The organism is Cellulomonas sp. WB94 (assembly GCF_003115775.1).
Taxonomy (GTDB): domain Bacteria; phylum Actinomycetota; class Actinomycetes; order Actinomycetales; family Cellulomonadaceae; genus Cellulomonas_A.
Window position 1 is genome coordinate 43,268 of record NZ_QEES01000003.1, and the last position, 17,817, is coordinate 61,084.

20 protein-coding genes are annotated in these 17,817 nt (G+C 73.3%); 7 read left to right on the forward strand and 13 right to left on the reverse strand.

The genetic code is table 11. The features are described from left to right. Nucleotides 1–73 precede the first annotated feature (73 nt). The 7 genes from DDP54_RS14120 to DDP54_RS14150 all read right to left on the reverse strand — a co-directional run bounded on the left by DDP54_RS14120 (nt 74) and on the right by DDP54_RS14150 (nt 6,061). Nucleotides 74–892, reverse strand: a complete 819-nt coding sequence (locus DDP54_RS14120) for a MerR family transcriptional regulator (RefSeq protein ID WP_347338538.1) — start codon at nt 890–892, stop codon at nt 74–76. Further along, a complete protein-coding gene (locus tag DDP54_RS14125; protein ID WP_109132646.1) occupies nt 889–1,425 on the reverse strand; it encodes an FHA domain-containing protein in 537 nt (178 codons plus the stop codon). Before DDP54_RS14125 ends, DDP54_RS14120 begins: the two co-directional genes overlap by 4 nt. A 102-nt stretch (nt 1,426–1,527) precedes the next feature. Beyond that, a complete protein-coding gene (locus DDP54_RS14130; protein WP_109132647.1) occupies nt 1,528–2,607 on the reverse strand; it encodes a DUF881 domain-containing protein in 1,080 nt (359 codons plus the stop codon). Further along, the gene (locus tag DDP54_RS14135; RefSeq protein ID WP_109132648.1) at nt 2,604–2,936 is read right to left on the reverse strand and encodes a small basic family protein; all 333 of its coding nucleotides are present in this window, start codon (nt 2,934–2,936) and stop codon (nt 2,604–2,606) included. Before DDP54_RS14135 ends, DDP54_RS14130 begins: the two co-directional genes overlap by 4 nt. Nucleotides 2,937–3,018: 82 nt before the next feature. Beyond that, nucleotides 3,019–3,888, reverse strand: a complete 870-nt coding sequence (locus DDP54_RS14140; RefSeq protein WP_158274536.1) for a DUF881 domain-containing protein — start codon at nt 3,886–3,888, stop codon at nt 3,019–3,021. 47 nt (nt 3,889–3,935) lie between these two features. After that, nucleotides 3,936–4,523 carry a CDP-alcohol phosphatidyltransferase family protein gene (locus DDP54_RS14145; RefSeq protein WP_109132650.1) on the reverse strand — a complete coding sequence of 196 codons (588 nt, stop codon included), beginning with the start codon at nt 4,521–4,523 and terminating at the stop codon, nt 3,936–3,938. Nucleotides 4,524–4,633: 110 nt separating this feature from the next. After that, nucleotides 4,634–6,061, reverse strand: a complete 1,428-nt coding sequence (locus DDP54_RS14150; RefSeq protein ID WP_242448478.1) for an RNB domain-containing ribonuclease — start codon at nt 6,059–6,061, stop codon at nt 4,634–4,636. Nucleotides 6,062–6,204: 143 nt separating this feature from the next. On the opposite strand from DDP54_RS14150, the gene DDP54_RS14155 reads away from it, so the two are divergent. Both DDP54_RS14155 and DDP54_RS14160 read left to right on the forward strand, forming a co-directional pair. Beyond that, nucleotides 6,205–6,600 (forward strand): CoA-binding protein, encoded by a 396-nt coding sequence (locus tag DDP54_RS14155; protein WP_242448479.1) that lies wholly within the window; start codon nt 6,205–6,207, stop codon nt 6,598–6,600. A gap of 213 nt (nt 6,601–6,813) precedes the next feature. Beyond that, complete coding sequence (locus DDP54_RS14160) at nt 6,814–8,649, forward strand: DEAD/DEAH box helicase (protein ID WP_242448495.1); 1,836 nt, start codon at nt 6,814–6,816, stop codon at nt 8,647–8,649. A 167-nt stretch (nt 8,650–8,816) separates the two neighbouring features. On the opposite strand, the gene DDP54_RS14165 is transcribed toward DDP54_RS14160, so the two are convergent. From DDP54_RS14165 to DDP54_RS14185, 4 genes are all read right to left on the reverse strand, one after another. Then, nucleotides 8,817–9,863 (reverse strand): low specificity L-threonine aldolase, encoded by a 1,047-nt coding sequence (locus tag DDP54_RS14165; RefSeq protein ID WP_242448480.1) that lies wholly within the window; start codon nt 9,861–9,863, stop codon nt 8,817–8,819. Nucleotides 9,864–9,918: 55 nt separating this feature from the next. Further along, a complete protein-coding gene (locus tag DDP54_RS14170) occupies nt 9,919–10,329 on the reverse strand; it encodes a Fur family transcriptional regulator (protein ID WP_109132654.1) in 411 nt (136 codons plus the stop codon). A gap of 123 nt (nt 10,330–10,452) precedes the next feature. Next, nucleotides 10,453–10,737 (reverse strand): HU family DNA-binding protein, encoded by a 285-nt coding sequence (locus DDP54_RS14180; protein WP_109132655.1) that lies wholly within the window; start codon nt 10,735–10,737, stop codon nt 10,453–10,455. A gap of 173 nt (nt 10,738–10,910) precedes the next feature. Beyond that, nucleotides 10,911–11,909, reverse strand: a complete 999-nt coding sequence (locus tag DDP54_RS14185) for a PHP domain-containing protein (RefSeq protein ID WP_242448496.1) — start codon at nt 11,907–11,909, stop codon at nt 10,911–10,913. A 220-nt stretch (nt 11,910–12,129) separates the two neighbouring features. Here DDP54_RS14185 and ligD point away from each other — a divergent pair, with 220 nt between their 5' ends. From ligD to DDP54_RS14205, 4 genes are all read left to right on the forward strand, one after another. Then, the gene (ligD, locus tag DDP54_RS14190; RefSeq protein ID WP_109132657.1) at nt 12,130–13,011 is read left to right on the forward strand and encodes a non-homologous end-joining DNA ligase; all 882 of its coding nucleotides are present in this window, start codon (nt 12,130–12,132) and stop codon (nt 13,009–13,011) included. Between the two features lie 74 nt (nt 13,012–13,085). Beyond that, on the forward strand, nt 13,086–13,751 hold the full coding sequence (locus tag DDP54_RS14195) for a DUF4126 domain-containing protein (protein WP_109132658.1): 666 nt from the start codon (nt 13,086–13,088) through the stop codon (nt 13,749–13,751). A gap of 11 nt (nt 13,752–13,762) precedes the next feature. Beyond that, nucleotides 13,763–14,347 (forward strand): DNA starvation/stationary phase protection protein, encoded by a 585-nt coding sequence (locus DDP54_RS14200; protein WP_109132659.1) that lies wholly within the window; start codon nt 13,763–13,765, stop codon nt 14,345–14,347. Next, nucleotides 14,331–15,464: a phosphatase domain-containing protein gene (locus DDP54_RS14205; protein WP_109132660.1), complete on the forward strand. Its 1,134-nt coding sequence runs from the start codon at nt 14,331–14,333 to the stop codon at nt 15,462–15,464. The genes DDP54_RS14200 and DDP54_RS14205 overlap by 17 nt, the downstream gene beginning before the upstream one ends. Nucleotides 15,465–15,468: 4 nt before the next feature. Here the strand turns inward: DDP54_RS14205 and DDP54_RS14210 are convergent, their stop codons facing one another. Beyond that, nucleotides 15,469–15,699 (reverse strand): hypothetical protein, encoded by a 231-nt coding sequence (locus tag DDP54_RS14210; RefSeq protein WP_109132661.1) that lies wholly within the window; start codon nt 15,697–15,699, stop codon nt 15,469–15,471. Between the two features lie 169 nt (nt 15,700–15,868). Between DDP54_RS14210 and DDP54_RS14215 the strand changes: the two genes are divergently transcribed. Continuing rightward, nucleotides 15,869–16,864: a pirin family protein gene (locus tag DDP54_RS14215; RefSeq protein ID WP_109132737.1), complete on the forward strand. Its 996-nt coding sequence runs from the start codon at nt 15,869–15,871 to the stop codon at nt 16,862–16,864. 21 nt (nt 16,865–16,885) lie between these two features. On the opposite strand, the gene DDP54_RS14220 is transcribed toward DDP54_RS14215, so the two are convergent. Beyond that, a complete protein-coding gene (locus DDP54_RS14220) occupies nt 16,886–17,788 on the reverse strand; it encodes a universal stress protein (RefSeq protein ID WP_158274537.1) in 903 nt (300 codons plus the stop codon). Nucleotides 17,789–17,817 lie beyond the last annotated feature (29 nt).

Consider the following 17,817-nt stretch of genomic DNA (forward strand, 5'->3'; position numbering starts at 1 on the left):
CTCACGGTACGACCACTCGCGCCGCGCGGCTCTTCGAAGCTCGACCGGTTCGTGACGGACCCGGATGTGTGGGTCAGGGTGCGAGCTCGGCGACCGCGGCACGCATCATCGCGGTGTGCAGCTGGGTGCACAGCTCACCGACCTCGGCCGCGAGCGTGCCGGCACGGGCGCGGGACGACGCCGCGTGATGACCTCGCCACGGAGCCACGACCTGGTCGACCAGGTCGGCCTGGCGGTCCGCAGCTGCGCGGAACATGCGCAGATGCCGCGCGTCGATGCCGTGCTCCCCCAGCGCCGCCGCCAGCACGACGACGTCGCGCGCCCAGGCGTCGAAGTGCCCCGCGGAGGTTGCGCGCAGCACGCCCGACCTCACGAGGTCCTCGACGACCGCCTCGTCGACGCCCGCCTCCCGCGCCAGTGCTGCCGCCGTGTAGCGGCCCACGAGCGCGGGCGCGGCGCGGACCCCGTCGCTCGTCGCCAGCTGCGCGCGGGCCGGGGGCTCGTCGTCCTCGCCCGCGTCGAGCGCCGCGAGCTGCGCACCGATCACCTTGAGCGGCATGTAGCGGTCCCGCTGCTGGCGCAGCACGTAGCGCAGCCGCTCGACATCGGCGGGACTGTACTGCCGGTAGCCCGAGGCGGTCCGCACGGGCTCCACGAGCCCCTGCTCCTCGAGGAACCGGAGCTTGGAGTTCGTCACCGCCGGGAACTCGATCTGCAGCGAGGCCAGCACGTCGGAGATCCGCATCGTGGCCTGCCGCGAGATGCCCCGGGGCCAGGGCTCGACCGCGTGCGGCGACGTGCTGCGACCGTCGTCCGCACCGTCCCGCCGCATGCCGTCGAGTGGCTCGCGCGCCGCGGTCGCGAGCCCTGAGGCTCGCTCGCGCGAGCTCATGGGCGGAAGTCGCTCGGGCTGTCGGGGCGCTCGTGACGACCGGCGTCGCGGCCCGGGCTCGGGTGGAACGTCAGACGGTACTTGCCGATCTGCACCTCGTCGCCCGGGCGCAGGACCGCGGACTCGATCCGTGTGCGGTTCACGTAGGTGCCGTTGAGCGAGCCGATGTCGCGGACCACGAATCCGTCGAGCTCACGGACGAACTCCGCGTGCTTGCGCGAGACGGTCACGTCGTCGAGGAAGATGTCGGCATCCGGGCTGCGGCCCGCGACGGTGCGCTCCGCGTCGAGCAGGAAGCGCGCACCCACGCTCGGCCCGCGCTGCATGATCAGGAGGGCGGACGTCGGCGGGAGCGCCTGGACGGCGGCCAGCTCGTCGGACGTCAGTCCGGCCGGCGCCACGAGGTCCAGGTCGGCGGCGCCGAGGCTGCCAAAGCTGACGGTCGTGTCGGACGCGCCGCGCCCCTGCACCCGCAGGTCGTCGCGAAGGTCGTCCTCGCGCCGGTCCGTCGGTAGCTGCCGATCGTCGCTCATGCTGCCTCCCGTGCCCTGCTCCTGCAGACCCGCAGCACTGTCGCGGGGGTCCTGGACAGCCTATGCGGACGAACGGCCCCCGTGCAGCACCCGGGAGCGTCGTCAGCCCTTCGGCGGAACCGGTGTCGCGTTGACCGGGGTCTGGACGCTCCGGGTCGCCGTCACCGAGACGAGCTCCTTGCGCAGCACGGACCCCCGACCGCCGTCGTTCCGGACGCTCGCGAGCGCTCCGCCCGGGATGTCGAGCGCCGTGGCCATGACGTCTGCGTCCCCGATGACGGTCCATCGGTACGGCGCGTGCAGCGTGTTCCCGTCGACGACGACGCCGTCACCATCGGTCGACGCGACGAAGTAGCTGCTCGCCGTCAGACGCTGGTCGTTGAGCTGCACCGCCTCCGCACCCGAGTTGCGCAGCTCTTCGAGGAAGTTGAGCAGCGTCAGAGCGCGGATCGAGCCGTCCGGCTCGGTGAGGGTCACGACGATCCCCGGACCCTCCGCGGGCAGCCGACCGGTCAGGATCCCCTGGGTCGCAGCACTCCGGGTCGCAGCGTCGAGGGCGGCCTGCCGACTGTTGGAGCCCGACTCCAGCTCCTGCCGGGTCTGCTCGAGCGCTGCGGCCTCACGTTGGAGCTCGTCGGCCTGGCGGGTCGCCTGGTCGAGGATCTCGACCAGGTCCGACTGCCGCAGGGTCGACAGGCTCGTGTCGTGGGTCAGCCGGACCTGGGCGACGACCGCGAACCCGAGCAGCCCGCACAGCACCGCGGTGAGGACCTGGGCGCGCGTGCCCCGGGGCCGGAGGGCTCGCACCAGGGTGTGCCATGCGCCGGGCGGTGCCGGGTGTGGCACGGGCGCGTCCGAGGTCACCGGCTCCGTCGACTCGTGGCCGACGTCCGCACCGATCGGGGAAGGCACGCCGGTCGCCGCCGGTTCGTCGTCGCGCACCGGGTGCCCGGAGTCCTCTGGTTCGTCGGCGATCACCGCGTCGCCGGGCGATGCCTCGTCGCCGGTCGGCTCCGCGACGTCGGACGGATCCGCGTGGCCAGGGAGCACGTCGGACTCGGGAGCTGACGTGTCGTCGAGGACTGCCGTGTCGTCGGGCTGCGCCGTGCCGTCGGGCTGCGCCACCTCGTCGCGCGGGCCGGCAGGAACGGGGGGCTCGACCGGGTCGATCGACATGCTCATGCCTTGAACAGGTGCCGGCGGATGGCTGCGGCATTCGAGAAGATGCGGATCCCGAGGACGACGACGACGCCGGTCGACAGCTGCGACCCGACACCGAGCTGGTCACCGAGGAACACGATGAGCGCGGCGACGACGACGTTGGACAGGAACGAGACGAGGAACACGCGGTCGTCGAAGATCCCGTCGAGCAGCGCCCGCAGCCCACCGAACAGGGCGTCGAGCGCGGCGACGACGGCGATCGGCAGGTACGGCTGGAGGCTGACGGGCACGGTCGGCTCGAACACCAGACCGGCGACCACCCCGATGACCAGACCGAGAACTGCGATCACGTGCGATCCCTCATCTCTTCCACGACGCTGCCGACACTGTCACACACGCACGCCTGGACTCCGACACGTCCATCGGGACCCACTACCCCGCACCCGTCCCGGACGGCGAGCCCGAGCCCGTCGGGGTCCCGGTGCCGGTGGATCCCTGGATGAGGGGCACGCCCGCGGGCACGGCCGCGAACCGCAGCTCCGGCAGGCTCGCGGCGGGCAGCTCGAGCGAGCGGGTCGCACTCACGTCCACCCCGATCGAGTAGGTCGTGCGGAGAGTCGCGAGGTGCTGCCCGGCGCTCACACGCGCGAGCCGGGTCTGGAGGTCGGCCCCGTCGCCGATCGCCTCGACGACGTACGGGCCGACGAGGGGGTTGAGGTCGACGAGGATCGCGCTGCCGGCGCTGCGGATCGCGGTCGTCGTCGTGAGGCGGTGGTCGTTGACGGCGATGGCCTCGGCACCCGAGGCCCACAGGCCGTTGACCAGGATCTGCAGGTCGACGTCCTGGACCCGCCGATCGGGGTCGACGACACCCCCCACGTCCGGCGCGTCGGACAACGTGATGCGCAGACCCGGGCCTGTCAGCGCGCTCGCACCGGAGATCACGGAGTCCGCGGCGAGCTGGTCGACGAGCGGCGAGTCCCGCGCGGCGAGCACCGTGGCCTGCAACGCCGCGATCTGCTGAGCGGACTCCGCGTTCTGCAGCCGCAAGCTGTCGACGGCCGCCGTCCGCTCGGCGATCTGCTTCTCGATGATCGCGCGAGCAGCGAGCACGGCGGGCTGGGGCGCGCGCAGCGCGAGCGCCGCCGAGGTGGTGGCCAGACCGAGCGTCACTGCCAGGAGTGCGCTCAGGGTCCGGTGCCTCATGGTCACCCGACGACGTCCCTCGCGAGCCCGCTGGTCCGCCACGATCCGGTAGGCCGGCTCCAGGGGCATGCGGGCCACGTCGTTGAGCAGGCTCATGGACGCGTCCGGCACGCGCACCGTGGGTGAGTCTCCGTGCCGCGACGTCATGCCGCGCCCGCACCGTCCCGGGCGAGCAGCCGCCGCGCCTGCACGACGTAGAGCCCCCCGGCGAACCAGTAGAGCGCGATGCCCCACCAGGCGAACGCCCAGCCGAGGACGTAGGCGACCGAGCCGATGGGCTCGTGCCACGCTGCGAGCAGGAGCAGCGGGAAGGCGTACAGCAGCGCGAAGGTGCCCGCCTTGCCCGCGAGGTGGACCGGCAGCGGTCCGTAGCTGTGGCGTGCCAGCACACCGAGCAGACCGAGCAGGAGCGCGTCGCGGAGCACGAGCACGCCGACGACCCACCACGGCACCGATCCACGCCACGCGAGACCGAGCAGCGTCACGAGGATGAACAGGCGGTCAGCGGCGGGGTCGAGCATCTGGCCGAGGCGCGAGACCTGTCCGAGCCGCCGAGCGAGCACGCCGTCGAGCCAGTCGCTCGCGCCCGAGACCGCGAGCACGATCAGCGCCCAGCCGTCGTGGCCGGAGACGATCAGCACCGCGAAGACGGGGACCATGATCAGCCGCGCCAGGCTGATGACGTTGGGGATCGTGAGCACACGGTCCGAGACAGCGTCCTGCTCGCTCACTGCCTCCCCCGTCGCCGACCTCACCCCAAACGTATCGATCCTAGGGGGTGCGTCGGCGGACGATCGCCGCACGAGGTGGGAGCGTCGCGGCCTTCTCGCAGGTGGCAGCCTCAGGTGGCGATCGCGAACCGGACGGTTCGAGTCGTCGGGTCGGCCACCTCGAGACGGACGCGCACCGCCTCACCCTCGGGCAGGTCAGCGCCGTCACAGTCCGCGACGACCGCCGGGTCCTGGAGCTGGACGGTGTCCCGGTCGAGCGCGACACCCTCGAACACCTCGCCGACGCGGTGCGCGAGGACCGTGGCCTCGACGAGGTCGGTGCACGCCCGGTCGACCGCAGCGGCACGTCGCGCCGCCGACGCCATGTCGTCCCCCAGGGCCGGGAGCGCGGACCGCACCCAGTCCGGCACGTCGCGGCCGGCGTGGAGCGCGACCGCGATCTCGAGACCGTACCGGTCGACGAGCCGACGCAGGGGCGCGGTGACGTGCGCGTACGGCGCACCGACTGCGCCGTGGCTCGGCTGCTCGGGCGGGGTACCGACGAACGGCGTCCACGCCGCGCCACGGAAGAGCGACGTCGCCGCCGCCAGGAACGCCGCGGCGCGTGGCTGCGAGCGGTCGAGGCGCGCCAGCACGTCGCCGTAGGTCGCGCCGGTCGGCCAGTCGACGCCGAGAGCGCGAGCCTGGTGACGCAGGCGGCGGAGGGCGTCGTCGGCGGCGGCGGGCATCGTGCGCAGGATCCCGATCCCCCCGTCGAGCATGATCCGAGCCGCGGCCATGCCCGTGAGCAGCGAGATCTGCGCGTTGTGGTCCTCGACCGGGAGCGGCGCGCGGAACGTCAGGCGCCAGCCGTCCCCGTCGGGCACGACCTCCTGCTCGGGCCGGCCGAGCGACAGACCGCCGCGGGCGCGCTCCTGCTCGGCTCGCAGGGTGCCGATCCGGGCGAGGAGCTGGGGCAGCTCGTCCGCATCGGACGACGGGGTGCCGGCGTCGAGCTCCCGCTGCACGCCCGGGTAGTCGAGCTGCGCGCGGCTGCGGATCAGCGACCGCTCGACCTCGACGCCGTCGACGCCACCGTCCGCGTCCAGGTCGATGGTCCACACGATCGCGGGACGGTCCTGGCCCGGCAGGAGCGACGCCGCGCCCTCGCTCAGCTCGACCGGGTGCAACGGCACGCGGGTGTCCGGGCAGTAGACGGTCGTTCCCCGGCTGTGGCTCGCCGCGTCGAGCGGCCCGCCGGGCGCGACGAACGACGCCACGTCGGCGATCGCGTACCGGACGCGGTAGCCGGTCCCCCGTCGCTCGAGCTCGACCGCCTGGTCGAGATCCGTCGAACCTGGGGGGTCGATCGTCACGAAGGCGATGTCGCGCAGGTCCCTGCGGTCGCGCACGGTCGCCGGGTGACGTGCCGCGGTGCGAGCCTCCGCGAGGGCCGCGAGATCGAAGGTCACCGGGACGTCGAGCGCGGTGCGGACGGCGGCGAAACCTGCCCGCAGCTCGGCGCCGTCGGACGGCAGGATCAGCTTGCGGGTCGGCACGCCCTCACGATAAGCGGGCGGGCACCGTGCCGCTCGGGCAGCTGTGCTTGGCTTGCCCGGTGACCACAGCGAACGACCGAACCGCGAGCGACCCAGCACCGAACGACCCAGCACCGAACGACCGGACACCGAACGACCCCGCCGTGATCCGACGGCTGCTCGCGACGCCCGGTCGGTGGGCCGTCGTCGGCCTCTCGACGAACACCGCTCGCGCCGCGTGGGGTGTGGCCGCCTACCTCAAGGACTCGCTCGGGCACGAGATCGTCCCCGTGCACCCGCACGGCGAGACGGTGCACGGCGCGGAGGGCGTGACCCGGCTCGCCGACATCGTCGGACCGGTCGACGTCGTCGACGTGTTCGTCAACGCGCGGCTGGCCGGTGCGGTGGTCGACGAGGCCATCGCGATCGGCGCACGCGCGGTGTGGCTCCAGCTCGGCGTCATCGACGACGCGGCCGCGAACCGTGCTCGGGCGGCGGGACTCGACGTGGTCATGGATGCCTGTCCGGCGATCGAAGGGCCCCGGCTCGGCCTGGGCTGAGACCCGTGTGCGCGAGATCACCTGGGGCGGGCCCCGGGTCCCGACGGTCGTCCGGGTACACTGGCTGGTGAACCTGGAGTTCGTCGCGCGTCCCTCGTGTATGTGTACCGGTGTCACCGCTGGTGATGTGTTCGGGAATGCGACCTCCGGAACGGCCCCCCTGGCCGTGCCGCACGTGACTCCCGCAACCCGAACGGTGCCCCCATGACGACCATGCCTTCTTCCAGTGCGCCCACGACCGAGACGTCGCGACAAGCGCTCACCTTCGCCGACCTGGGCCTGCCCGAGACGCTCGAGCGCATCGTCGCCGACCTCGGCTTCGAGATCCCGACCGCGATCCAGACCGAGGCCATCCCAGCCCTGCTCTCGGGTCGCGACATCACCGGCGTCGCCCAGACCGGGACCGGCAAGACGGCCGCCTTCGGCCTCCCGCTGCTCGCGTCGATCGACCCGCAGCTCCGCGCGGTCCAGGCTCTCGTGCTGACGCCGACCCGCGAGCTCGCGATGCAGGTCGCCGAGGCGATCGAGTCGTTCGCGGCGCACATCCCCGGCCTCGAGGTCATCGCGGTGTACGGCGGTTCGCCGTTCCTCCCCCAGCAGCGCGCCCTGACGCGCGGCGCCCAGGTCGTCGTCGGCACGCCTGGCCGCGTCATCGACCACCTCGAGCGCCACACGCTCCACCTGGACGCCGTCAAGTTCCTGGTGCTCGACGAGGCGGACGAGATGCTCCGCATGGGCTTCGCCGAGGACGTCGACAAGATCTTCGGCGCAGCGCCCGCGAAGCGACAGGTCGCCCTCTTCTCCGCGACCATGCCCCCCGGGATCCGTCGCGTCGCCGCGCAGCACCTGACCGACCCGGTCGAGATCGCCGTCTCGCGGCAGTCGTCGACGGTCACGAGCGTGCGCCAGACGTACGCCGTGGTGCCGTTCCGGCACAAGGCCGGCGCGCTGGCGCGGGTGCTCGCCGTCTCGGACGCCGACGCCGCCATCGTCTTCGTGCGTACCCGCGGTGCGGCCGAGGAGGTCGGCAGCGCGCTCATCGAGCGCGGCATCTCCGCCGCGTTCATCTCGGGTGACGTCGCCCAGGGTGACCGGGAGAAGATCGTGGAGCGGCTGCGCAGCGGTGCGCTCGACGTGCTCGTCGCCACCGAGGTCGCCGCTCGTGGCCTCGACGTCGACCGCATCGGTCTCGTCGTGAACTTCGACGTGCCGACCGAGCCCGAGGCCTACGTGCACCGCATCGGCCGCACCGGTCGCGCCGGACGGTCGGGCGAGGCGCTCACGTTCGTCACGCCGAGCGAGCAGCACCGCCTGCGCTCCATCGAGCGGCTCACGCGCCAGAAGATCGAAGAGATCGCGATCCCGTCGCCTGCGGACGTCTCGGCCCACCGGGTCGAGCGCCTCCTGACGGATGTCGCCGCCCGCGCCGAGCTGGGTCGCCTCGACCTGTACCGCACGGCCATCGCCGAGCACCTCGCCGCCAACCCGGACCTCGACCCGCTCGAGCTGCTCGCCGTCGTCGCCGCCCTCGCCGTGGGCGACCGGGGACCCGCGCCGCGCACGACCCATGGCGACGACCTGGACGACGCGCTGAGCCGCGCGACGCTGGCTCCCGACCGCGGCGGTGACCACAACGATCGTGGACCGCGCTCGGAGGGCCCGCGCCGCACGTCGCACCGCCCCGACGGTGGCATGCGCTACCGGGTCGCCGTCGGCCACAACGACGGCGCCCAGCCGGGTGCCATCGTCGGTGCGCTGACGAACGAGGGCGGGCTGACGGGCAAGGACCTCGGCAAGATCGACATCTTCCCGAGCTTCTCCATCGTCGAGATCCCCGGCGGGCTCACGCCCGACGCGTTCGACCGGATCGGGCGGGCGCGGGTCGCCGGGCGTCCGCTGCGGATCCGCGTCGACGAGGGACCCGCGCCCCGGACCGGGCACGGTGCCTCGCGACCGACCGGTCCCGGCGCCACCCCGCGCAGCGATCGTCGCCCCGAGCCCCGCAGCGACTCACGCGACCGCTTCCCCCGGCACAGCACGGCCCGCTGAGCGACGAGAGTCGCCGGCACTGACGGCTCCGGTCCGCTTCGCGGGTCGGAGCCGTTGCCGTTGCCGTTGCCGTCAACGCTGCGCGGAGGCTCCCCGGTCAGCCGGCTGCGCCTCCGCGCACGACCGGGTGCGGGCAGGCACCCGCGGTTCTCGGTCGACCGACGACCTCAGGCCGCCCTGGCCGCGGCAGCGAGCGCGGCGACGAACCCGTCGACATCGGCCGGAGTCGTGTCGAACGCGCACATCCACCGGACCTCACCCTCGATCCAGTCGTAGAACTGGTAGGACTCCCGCAGCAGGTCCGCCGCACCTGGTGCGAGCGCCGCGAACACCGCGTTCGACTGGGTCGGCTGGGTGATGCGCACACCGTCGATGCCCTCGACCCCCGCCCGGAGACGGACGGCCATCGCGTTGGCGTGCTGCGCCGACCGGAGCCACAGGTCGGTCTCGAACAGCGCGAGGAGCTGCGCCGAGACGAACCGCAGCTTCGACGCGAGCTGCATGTCGACCTTGCGCAGGTACTGCACGCCGGGCGCGACGTCAGGCCGCAGGACGACGACCGCCTCCCCGAACATGACACCGTTCTTCGTCGCGCCGAGCGAGAGCACGTCAACGCCCGCGTCCGTCGTCAGGGCGCGCAACGGGACGCCGAGGTAGGCGGCCGCGTTGGCGATCCGCGCCCCGTCGAGATGGACGGTCATGCCCAGACCGTGGGCATGGTCGGCCAGCGCGCGGATCTCCGCCACCGAGTAGGCGGTGCCCAGCTCGGTCGTCTGCGTGATCGACACGACCCCGGGCTGGGCGCGGTGCTCGTCGCCCCACCCCCACGCCTGCCGGTCGACGAGCTCCGGGGTGAGCTTGCCGTCGGGGGTCGCGACGGTGAGGAGCTTCAGCCCGCCGACACGCTCGGGAGCACCGTTCTCGTCGGTGTTGATGTGCGCGGTCTCGGCACACACCACGCCGCCCCAGCGGGGCAGCAGCGCCTGCAGCGCCAGGACGTTCGCCCCGGTGCCGTTGAGCACGGGATAGGCGTGCGCCTGCTCCCCGAAGTGGCCGGCGAGCACCTCCTGGAGCCGCGCGGTGTACGTGTCGTAGCCGTAGGCCTTCTCGTGGCCGCCGTTCGCCTCGGCGAGCGCGGCCAGCACCTCGGGGTGCACCCCCGCGTAGTTGTCGGAGGCGAAGTGGCGGCGGTCGGGGTCATGCAGTCGGTTCACGGCGACCAGTCTCTCCCACCCGGGCGCTTCTCCCGGCAGGACCCGCGGCCCGAGGTCAGTCGCGGTCGGCGCGCGCCGCTCGGCACTCGGAGCAGGTCCCGACGAGCTCGATCGTGTGCTCGACATCGGTGAAGTCGTGCGCCGAGGCCATCTGGGCGGCCCACGACTCCGCGACGGGCCCGTCGATCTCGACGGTGCGCCCGCAGTACCGACAGACCAGGTGGTGGTGGTGGCTGCGCCGTTCGCACCTGCGGTAGACGGCCTCGCCGTCCTCTGTCCTCAGGACGTCGACCTCGCCGCTCTCGCTGAGCAGCTGGACGGCGCGGTACACCGTCGCCAGCCCGATCGTCGACCCACGCGAGCGCAGGAGCTCGTGCAGCTGCTGCGCGCTCCTGAACTCGTCGAGCCCGTCGAGCAGCGCGAGGACCTCAGAACGCTGGCGGGTCGGGCGTGGCGCCGTTGTCATGCCGGGCTCCTCTCCTCGGTGACCGAGGTGGGACAGGTACGTCACGACGTCGGGCCCGGCCGGAGTGCGGCCGAGCCCGAGGTCGTCGTGCGTCGTGGCGCCGGACCTGCCGGCGCCGGCGTGCTACTTGGCGGCGACGGCGCGCTTGAGGGCGCTGCCCGCGGAGAGCTTGACGCGGAAGCCCGCGGGGATCTCCAGCTTCTCGCCGGTCTGCGGGTTGATGCCGGTGCGGGCGGACCGCTCGGCACGGGAGATCGCGAGCAGGCCGGGGATGGTGACGCTCTCGCCAGCGGAGAGCTGCTCGACCAGAACCTCCTGGAAGGCCTTCAGAGCCGCGTCAGCGGCGGTGTTGGTCAGGCCCGCCTTGGCAGCGATGGCCTGGACGAGCTCGGTGCGGTTCACGCTCACGGGATGTACTCCTAGTTGGTCGGTTCGAACGTGCCCGGACGACCGGCCCGGACGGGTGACAGACAGCACCCCTGGTCCGGGCGCCCAGTCGGCGCGCCCGTGGACCCAGGTCCGTCGCGGACGACACTAACCTCCGCAAGCCCGTGTTTGCGCATCGCCACGCGCAATTGCGGTCATGTCGAGCCGGTGCGCGTCCAGTCGAGCAGCTGCTCGACCGGCCAGGTGTCGACGACGCGGTCGGCCTGCAGGCCGTGCTCAGCCGCGCGCGCGCACCCGGCGACCTGCCAGTCGAGCTGCCCGGGCGCGTGCGCGTCGGAGTCGATGGAGAAGACGCAGCCGGCCGCGACCGCCAGCTCGAGGAGGGCGTGCGGAGGGTCCAGCCGGTCCGGCCGGGAGTTGATCTCGACCGCGGTGCCGTGCTCGGCGCACGCCTCGAAGACCGCGACGGCGTCGAACTCGCTGGGCGGGCGCAGCTTGCCGGTGATCTGGCGTCCCGTGCAGTGGCCGAGCACATCGACGCGCGGGTCGGACACGGCAGCGACCAGCCGCCGGGTCATCGCGGGGCGATCCATGCGCAGCTTCGAGTGCACCGAGGCGACGACCACGTCGAGCTCGTCCAGGAGCTCGACGTCCTGGTCGAGGGAGCCGTCGTCGAGGATGTCCACCTCGATGCCGCTGAGCACCCGGAACGGACCTCCGCCGGCGCGCAGCCCCGCGATCTGCGACAGCTGCGTCCGGAGCCGCGCGGGGCTCAGCCCGTTCGCGACGGTGAGCCGCGGCGAGTGGTCGGTGATCGCGAGGTACTCGTGCCCGAGCTCGGCGGCGGCCAGCACCATGTCGCGCAGCGGGGTGCGGCCGTCGCTCGCGTCCGTGTGCGAGTGCAGGTCGCCGCGCAGCTGGCGGCGCAGGGACGACCCCACCTCCGGCGCCGGCTCGGCCTCGCGCTCGAGCCGGTCGAGATACTCGACGCGCTCGTCCCGGACGGCCGCGGTGACGACCTCGGCGGTACGCGCGCCGATCCCCGGCAGGTCGGTGAGGGTCTGCGCCGCCACGCGGGCCACGAGCTCATCCGTGGGCAGGTCGTCGACCACGCGCGCGGCTCCCCGGAAGGCCGCGCTGCGGTGCTCGTCCGCCTGCGCGCGCTCGAGCAGGAACGCCACCCTGTGCAGCACGCCGACCGCAGCCTCGGTGGGGGACGGCGCGGCGCGGTCACCGTGCGGCCGCGCTCCGGCCCGGCTGTCCCGCTCTGGCACCGACGACCACCTCCTCGCTCGAACCCGCTCAGCGCGCGACGAACCGGGACTCTCTGGGCAGGATGGACCGGTGACGGCGCCCTCGCCACCGGGAGGCGTCGCGAGCAGGTCTCGGGCCGATGCGCGACCAGGAGGACCCATGAACCCGAAGGACGACCCCCAGCTCGTGACGATCGGCGACCGTCAGGTCCGCCTCAGCCACCTCGACCGGGTGATGTACCCGGCGAACGGGATGACGAAGGCCGAGGTCATCGACTACGTCACCCGCGTCTCCCCCGCGCTCCTGCACCAGCTCCACAACCGTCCTGTGACGCGGATCCGGTTCCCCGAGGGTCTCGGCGGCGAACGGTTCTTCGAGAAGAACACGCCCGCCGGAGCACCCGACTGGGTGCGTCGGATGACGATGCCCGCGGCGCCCGGCGCTACCGACCAGGGCAAGGACGTGACCTTCCCGTTCCTCGACGACCTGCCGTCGCTCGTGTGGGCCGCAAACCAGGGCGCCCTCGAGCTGCACACGCCCCAGTGGCGCGTCGACCCGGACGGCACCGTGCACAACCCGGACCGGCTCGTGATCGACCTCGACCCCGGCGCCCCGGCGGGGCTGGCCGAGTGCGCGAGCGCGGCGCACCTCGTGGCGGACCGGCTGCGCGAGGACGGGCTGGAGACCGTCCCCGTGACGTCGGGCAGCAAAGGGCTGCAGCTGTACGCCCCGCTGCCCGGCACGAGCACGGCCATGGAGGTCCGCGCCTACGCGCGGGCGCTCGCCTACGAGCTCGCCGACCGCCACCCCGACGTCTTCGTCGCGCTGCAGCGCAAGGATCTGCGCGGCGGCAAGGTGCTGCTCGACTGGTCGCAGAACCACCCGGCGAAGACGACCATCACCCCGTACTCGCTGCGCGGCCGGGAGCAACCGGCCGTCGCGGCGCCCCGCTACTGGGACGAGCTCGGCCCTGGGCTCGTCCAGCTGTCACCCGCCGAGGTGCTGCACCGGCTCGACGACACCGGCGACCCGCTGCGCTGAGCTCCGCGGTCGGGCCTCGCCGCCCGCCGAGCGCTCGAGTGTCAGGGCCGGATGAGGGATGCCATGATCGCCGCATGCTCGAGATCCTGACGGGGACCGGCCTCGCGACAGCCGCCGGGCTGAACGCCTACGTGCCCTTGCTCGTCCTCGGCGCGCTCGCAAGGTGGACCGACGTGATCACCCCGCCCACGGGATGGGAGTGGCTGACGAACGGTTGGGTGCTCGTGATCCTCGCCGTTCTCCTGGTGGTGGAGGTCGTGGCGGACAAGGTCCCCGTCGTGGACTCGGTCAACGACGTCGTGCAGACGGTCGTCCGGCCGGCGGCCGGCGGCATCGCGTTCGGTGCGGGGTCGGGGTCGCAGACGGCACTGGTCAGCGACCCCGGGGCCTTCGCGGCGTCCGGCCGGTGGTTGCCCGTGGTGCTCGGCATCGCGCTCGCGCTCGTCGTCCACGGGGCGAAGGCGACCTCGCGGCCGATCATCACCGCGACCACGCTCGGGGTCGGCGGACCCGTGGTCAGCACCGTCGAGGATGCGACGAGCGTGGGTCTGTCGTTCGCGGCGATCCTCGCGCCCGTGCTGGTCGTCCTCGGCCTGGCGGCCCTCGTGGTGATCTGGTTCCGTCTGCGCCGACGTCTCGTGGCATACCGACGGTTCGGTCCGCTCCGGATGCGGGCCCGTCCGCCGTACGGCAGCGTGGGTCTGGACGACGCCGATCCGGTGCCGTCCGATCGACCGTAGGAGGCACCGACATGGCCCGCCGCACCGAGCTGCCCAAGTACACCGTCCCCTCGCTGACCCTCGAGGACGGAGCGAAGGTCGCCGCCGTCCTGCAGACCCGGCTGAACTCTCTCAACGACCTCGCGCTCACCCTCAAGCACATCCACTGGAACGTCGTCGGGCCCCACTTCATCGCTGTCCACACGATGCTCGACCCGCAGGTCGACGCGGTGCGCGTGATGGTCGACGAGATCGCCGAGCGCATCGCCACGCTCGGTGTGGCACCGCGCGGGACGCCGGGTGCACTCGTCGCCGAGCGCACGTGGGACGACTACTCGATCGGCCGGGCGACCGCGATCGAGCACCTCGGAGCGCTCGACGAGGTCTACCAGAACGTCATCGCGGCGCACCGGACCGCAGCGGCCGACGTCGAGGAGCTCGACACCGTCACCAACGACCTGCTGATCGGCCATCTCCACCAGCTGGAGCTCTTCCACTGGTTCGTCCGCGCCCACCTCGAGTCGGCGGGCGGCGCCCTGAGCACCACAGGCGCGACGACCGAGAAGGAGGCCGCCCGGAAGGCCGGGTCGGCAGCCAAGGGTGCCGCCCAGCGCTGAGGGCGCCGGCTCGAGCCCCCGACCCGCGAGCTCGGACGCGACGTCGAGCCGGCCGCACCGTGCGGCTCGGCTCGAGTACGCGTTCGACTCGAGGCTCGCGGCGTTCCTGCAGCGCCGGGGGTGGACGGCACGCGTCGAGCCGTACGTGGGCTACGGCGCGACCGGCTGGGTCCGGGTGCTGGGCCGGGTCGTCCTCGCAGGTCCGGGCGTGCGCGACGCCGACCTGCCGGGGGTCGGCGCGCACCCGACCGGCGGCGCGGCGCGGCCGGTCACGGCCCTGCGCGGGTGGCGCAGCTTCGCCGTCGTCCCGCTGCCGTTCGCCCGCGTCCGTGCGGTGGTCGACGGCGACCGAAGCGAGCTGGTCGCCGACCGGGGCGGGTTCGTCGACAGCGTCGTCGACTGCTCGCTCACCCCGGGCTGGCACGACGTCGAGCTGGTGACCGTCGGCGGCCGGACCGCAACGGTTCCTGTGGTCGTCATCGGTCCCGACGTCCGGTTCGGCGTCGTGAGCGACATCGACGACACGGTGATGATCACGCGGCTCCCCCGGCCGTTCATCGCGGCCTGGAACACGTTCGTCCGGCACGACAACGCTCGGGAGCCCGTGCCAGGGATGGCCGACTTCTACCGCCGCGCGTTCGGGTCGCACGGTGACGTCCCCGTGCTCTACCTCTCCACGGGCGCGTGGAACGCCGCACCGGCGATCGGCCGGTTCCTGCGGAGGCACGGCTACCCGACCGGTCCCCTGCTGCTCACGGACTGGGGACCCACGAACTCCGGCTGGTTCCGGAGCGGGGCCGAGCACAAGCGGGCCACGCTGCGCCGGCTCCTCACCGAGCTGCCCGGCCTCCGGTGGGTCCTTGTGGGGGACGACGGGCAGCGCGACCCGCAGATCTACGCGGAGGTCGTGCAGGAGCACCCCGAGCGCGTGCTGGCTGTCGCGATCCGTCAGCTGTCAGGGACCGAGCAGGTGCTCGCCCACGGCGCTCCGGCACCAGCGGCAGGGACAGCGAGCGCCGAGGCCCGCACCCGCCGCGCGGACGTCCCGCTGCTGCAGGGCGCGGACGGAGCAGCCCTCCTGCGCGAGTGGACGTCCCACGGGATCGGTCTCGAGTAGTCCGTCAGAGCCGCTCGGGGTCGTCCCACTCGTCGCTGCTCGAGATCGCCTCGTCGTCAGGCTCGAGCTCGACGCCGAGCAACGACCGCGGGGCGTGCGAGGGGTCGCCGCCGGCGCGGGCGTCCGCGGCGCGCACCTCGTCGTCCGACGGCGTGCGGTCCGCGAGGTGCTCGGCGGCGGGGTCGGAGGTCAGGTTCGCGTGCCCGCGACGCTTGCCACCGGTTCTGCGACTCATGTCACCGGTTCTACTCCGTGGGGACGCGTGGCGCACGCGCTGGAGGGGCTGTCGACCAGCGTGCGGCTCGACATCTCACCGTTCCCACGAGGGAGTGCAGCGGATGCGACTCCCGGAGGCGGTCGCAACCCGGGCTGCACTCGCGCGCACCCGGTGCGACAGTGTCCCGATGAGCAACCTCGACGCGCGACCGGACGAGACGTTGTGCCACCCCGCCCTGGTGCGTGGACCGGTCAACCGCCTGCTGGATGCCCGGGAGGTCCCGCTCGGCGGCCTGCGGGCCATGCACGTGCGCCGGACGCTTCCGACCCGCGACCTCCCCCTCGTCGGCGCCTGGTGCTTCCTGGACACCTTCGGGCCCGAGCACGTCGACATGCGCGTGCTCCCCCACCCCCACATCGGGCTGCAGACGGTGACCTGGCCGCTCGCTGGCGAGATCCACCATCGCGACAGCGTCGGCAGCGACGTCGTGGTCCGACCGGGGCAGCTCCATCTCATGACCGCTGGGCACGGGGTCTCGCACTCCGAGATCTCGCTCGGGGCCGGTCGCCTGCTGCACGGTGTGCAGCTGTGGGTCGCTCTGCCCGCCGGCGAGGCCGACCGGTCACCCAGCTTCTCCCAGCACCTCGACCTGCCCGTCGTCACCGGCGACGGCCTCGCAGCGACGGTGCTCGTCGGCCAGCTCGGCGGGCGCGCGTCGCCCGCGGTGGTGCACACCCCGCTCGTCGGCGCCGACATCGCGGTCGACGCCGGCACCACGACGACCCTGCCGCTGGACCCCCTGTTCGAGCACGCGGTGCTGACCCTCGAGGGCGCCGTCACGGTGGACGGCACCGAGCTGGCTCCCGGGCCGCTGCTCTACCTGGGTGCCGGCCGCGACCACCTCGCGATGGCGAGCGCCGGTGGCGGCCGCGTGCTTCTGATCGGCGGTGAGCCGTTCACGGACGACCTCATCATGTGGTGGAACTTCGTCGGGCGCAGCCACGACGAGATCGTCCAGGCGCGCCGCGACTGGGAGGACGACGGGCCCGCGCGCTACGGGCGCGTCACGGGTCACGGCGACGAGCGCATCCCCGCGCCTGCGCTGCCCAACCTCCGTCTGACCCCGCGTCGCCGCCGAGACGAGTCGGGCGGAGCCGCTGGCCGATCCGGTCCGCCGACCTGATCGGTCCGGCCGCGGAGCCGGCTACGACGGCGCCGGCTCGCTCCGGGTGACCTCGACCGGCCCGTGCGCGCCGTGCACGACGGCGCGGCTCACCGAGCCGAGCAGCAGGCTCGCGAGGCCGCCACGCCCGCGAGCGCCGACGACGACGAGACCGGCGTCGACCGATGCCTTGACCAGCGCATCCACCGGCACGCCGACCGGCAGCTCCCACTCGACCGGCACGTCGGCGTGCTGCTTCTCCCACCAGGCGCGGGCCTCGGCCTGCGCGCGTTCCGCACGTTCGAGCGCGACCTCGCCGGGGCTCTCGTCGGGATAGGCCACGGCCCAGTACGTCATCGAGCGGGTCTCGCTCGCGGGCGACCACGCCGTCAGGACGCGGACGCCCCCACCCCGCACGCGCGCGGCCGCCGCGGCGGCGTCGAGCGCCTGGTACGCGCCGGCCGAACCGTCGAACCCGACCACGACCTCGTCGGAGCCCACGCCTGGCGTCGACCCGGCGTCCCCCGCCGCGACGACGACGACGGGGCAGTGCGCGAGGTGCAGGACGGCGTGGGCCACGGAACCGAGCAGCCCGCCGGCGACGCGCCCGCTCCCCCGTCGACCCACGACGACGAGCAGGGCGTCGCGCGAGAGGTCGACGAGCACCTCGGCCACCGGTCCGTGGCTCACGACCGCGCTGACCTCGACGCCAGGCGCGGCGTCCCGCGCGATGTCCGCTCCCGCGTCGGCGACCCCCTGGACCGCTGCCAGCACCTGCTCGCCGAGCCGCGACGTGCCGGCGCCGCCGTGCGTCTCCCCCGCGAACCCCCACACGTGGACCACCTGGAGGGGGGCGCCGAACCGCGCGGCCTCAGCCGCCGCCCACCGCACGGCCGCAGCGGACTCCGCCGAGTCGTCGTACCCCGCGACCACCGTCTTGCTCATCGCCGTCTCCCTCGACACCACCGTCGTTC